The following is a 3,308-nucleotide window of genomic DNA, read 5'->3' on the forward strand; positions in this document are numbered from 1 at the left end:
CCCCCTGGCTTTACATCCCCACCCTATATTTTGCCTCCGGTGTACCTTACATCATCATCAACTCAGTTTCCGTCATCTTTTACAAAAAACTTGGCGTAGACAACACTCAAATTGCATTTTGGACAAGTCTTCTGTCTCTCCCCTGGGTAATTAAAATGTTCTGGGGGCCAATTGTCGATACATACTCTACTAAACGCACCTGGATACTTTACACCCAACTAGCAATGTTCTGTTGCTTGGGTTTCATCGCCTTTTCTTTACAACTACCCAATTTCTTTTTTATCTCCATCGCAGCTTTAACGGTGGGAGCATTTATCTCCGCAACTTATGATATTGCCACAGATGGTTTTTATCTTTTAGCTTTAACCCCAGAACAGCAAGCATTTTTTGTCGGCATTCGCTCATTGTTTTATCGACTTGCTGTGATTTTTGGTTCGGGATTTTTAGTAGTGTTAGCTGGTCAACTTGAAGGTTATCTCGATAATATTCCTTTAAGCTGGACTGTGGCGATCGCTTTTTCTGCTTTAGTTTTTGCCATACTTTGTGTTTTTCACCGTTTCAGTTTACCATTACCAGATTCTGATCAACCAAGGCAATTACAATCAACAGACAGCATACCGTTTTGGACAATTATTAGTTCTTATTTTGCTCAAGAAAAAATTCTTGTTATCTTAGCATTCATCTTACTTTACAGATTTGGTGAAGCAATGCTTGTTAAGTTTGCTTCTTTATTTTTGTTAGATAAGCCAGAAGTAGGTGGACTCGGATTAACAACATCGCAGGTTGGTTTAGTCTACGGTACGTTTGGTGTTGTATCACTCATCGCAGGTGGCATTTTAGGCGGATTAGTCATTGCTAAGTATGGGTTAAAAAAATGTTTATTTCCTATGGCTTTAGCCATGAATTTACCAAATGTATTTTATGTTTACATGGCGTATGCTAAACCTTCTTTAACTTTGGTTTATCCGTTGGTTTCATTAGAACAATTTGGCTATGGTTTTGGATTTACAGCTTTTAGTGTTTACTTAATGTATATTTCTCAAGGAGAATACAAAACCTCTCATTTTGCTATATCTACTGGCATTATGGCTTTAGGTTTGTTAATACCTGGAATAGTCAGTGCATATTTACAACCAATGTTAGGATATCCATTGTTTTTTAGCTTGGTTTGTTTACTGACTATTCCTGGAATGATTGTTTTATTCTTTATCCCTTTAAAAGCAGAAGCTCAGAAAAAATCTCCTGCACATTAACACTATGAGTTATGTTTTAGGGATAGATGGCGGTGGTAGCAAAACAGTCTGTGTTTTGATGGATAATAATCGTCAAGTTTTAGGTCGTGGCGAAGCAGGTGCATCTAATTATCAAAGCATAGGTAAGGAAGCAGCAGTAAAATCAATTCACTCTGCTATTGATGCCGCTACTAACGAAGCGTTAAAGTTGACAAATACCATCACAATTTCAGCTATCTGCTTAGGTTTAGCTGGTGTTGGACGTTCTAGCGATATTGCAGTAGTTAAAAGCATGGTGCAGGAATTACAAAATAGTCAATTCCTGCCAATTACTTGGGATGTAGACTCAGCTAATATTGTAGTTTGTCATGATGCTTTGATTGCTTTAGTTGGTGGCGTTGGTCATGATGTGGGAATTGTAGTTGCGGCGGGTACTGGTTCCATAATTTTTGGTCGAAATCAACAAGGAAAAACTAAAAGAGTCGGCGGCTGGGGATATATTTTAGGTGATGAAGGTAGCGCTTATAAAATTGCGATCGCTGGTATGCAAGCAGCCTTAAAATCTTATGATGGGCGTGCGATATCAACGAGTTTGGTAGAAGATTTTAAACAGCATCTTGGTTTGTCAAGTTTAGAAGAATTAATAGAAGTAATATATAAACGGGGATGGGGAGTTAAAGAAATAGCATCTTTAGCACCAATTGTAGATTTAGCAGCAACTTCAGGCGATGAATTAGCTAATCATATAATTGACGATGCTGTTAAAGAGTTGGTAAAAGCTACATCTACAGTTATTCATAAAATTTTTAGTCATAACTCAGCTTTTGAAATTGTGACTACAGGTAGTGTATGGCGGGGTAAATGTCAGATACATGCAAGATTTACAACAGCTATAGTTAATCAGTTTCCGCAGGTAAAGGTAATTTTTCCCCGATATGAACCTGCTTATGGTGCTGGATTATTGGCTTTGCAAAGTTTAGCAGGTGAAAATACTGGTAAACTTCTAAGGTAAATTGTTTAAGTTCCATAATCCAGGTGCAAACCGACAAGATATTCTATAGCTTATTTCAAGCTTTTCCTAGCATATTTTTTGCCATCATTGGCGAAAATACAATCAATACTAATGCTTATGAATTTGTGTCTATTGAAGTCAAAGAAACTGCTTTTCGCATCGATGGAGTATTTATTCCCAAAAATGAAAGCGCAGAAGAACCACTGTACTTTGTGGAAGTCCAGTTTCAATTAGATGCAAATTTTTACAGGCGTTTTTTTGCTGAAATATTTCTTTACCTGCGACAAAATCCATCTGTCAACTTTTGGCGTGCTGTTGTTATCTATCCTCAACGTAGTTTAGATCCAAATGACCAACAGCCTTATCGTTTGTTGCTGGATAGTTCCCAAGTGCAGCGCATTTATTTAGATGAATTGAGTGCAGCAGAGAACTCACTGCAACTGGCTATTGTGCAATTAATTATCGCCAATGAAGAAACGGCAGTTAATCAAGGTAGAAAGTTAATTTTACAAGCAAGAGAACAACTGACAGATGAACAAACTAAGAAACAAATTGTAGAATTGATAGAAACTATCCTGTTGTACAAGTTGACGCAGTTAAGCCGCGAGGAGTTAGCAGCAATGTTAGGTGTAGATGACGAATTTAAAAAAACTAGAATGTATCAGTCCTTGAAGCAAGATGCTTTTGAAGACGCTAAACAAGAAGCTAAACAAGAAGCTTTTGAAGAAGCTAAACAAGAGGTCAAACAAGAGGTCAAACAAGAACTAAAGTTAGAAACTGTACCCCGATTGTTGGCTTTGGGTTTGAGTGTGGAACAAGTAGCGCAAGCTTTAGAGTTAACTTTGGAACAGGTGCAGCAAGCAGCTGAGAATCAGTCTGGCTGATAAAACTGCTTACTGCGTTGTCAGGACTAGCTTTACATCTTGCCGTGCTGTAAGGGACTTCCAGAGAATAAGATATACAAGCCATAAAAATGATAATCATTCTGAAGGGGGAAAGAGCAGTTGCCGTCGGCAACTGCTCTTTCCTCCCAAATATATGCAAGATAAATGTCTGCACTCAAC

3 protein-coding genes are annotated in these 3,308 nt (G+C 37.9%); all 3 read left to right on the top strand.

Annotation, left to right across the window (positions count from 1 at the left end):
* Nucleotides 1–1,253: MFS transporter (locus IQ259_RS26765; protein WP_228014818.1), on the top strand; the 1,253-nt coding region annotated here is incomplete at its 5' end.
* A 4-nt stretch (nt 1,254–1,257) separates the two neighbouring features.
* Complete coding sequence (locus IQ259_RS26770) at nt 1,258–2,244, top strand: N-acetylglucosamine kinase (RefSeq protein WP_193889003.1); 987 nt, start codon at nt 1,258–1,260, stop codon at nt 2,242–2,244.
* A gap of 23 nt (nt 2,245–2,267) precedes the next feature.
* The gene (locus IQ259_RS26775) at nt 2,268–3,128 is read left to right on the top strand and encodes an Rpn family recombination-promoting nuclease/putative transposase (RefSeq protein WP_193889004.1); all 861 of its coding nucleotides are present in this window, start codon (nt 2,268–2,270) and stop codon (nt 3,126–3,128) included.
* Nucleotides 3,129–3,308: the final 180 nt, after the last annotated feature.

Source organism: Fortiea sp. LEGE XX443, from assembly GCF_015206815.1.
GTDB lineage: Bacteria > Cyanobacteriota > Cyanobacteriia > Cyanobacteriales > Nostocaceae > Nostoc_B.

Bases quoted from the DNA above. Each gene is read 5' to 3' on its own strand.
- IQ259_RS26770 (WP_193889003.1), top strand. From the start codon at position 1,258: ATGAGTTATGTTTTAGGGATAGATGGCGGTGGTAGCAAAACAGTCTGT.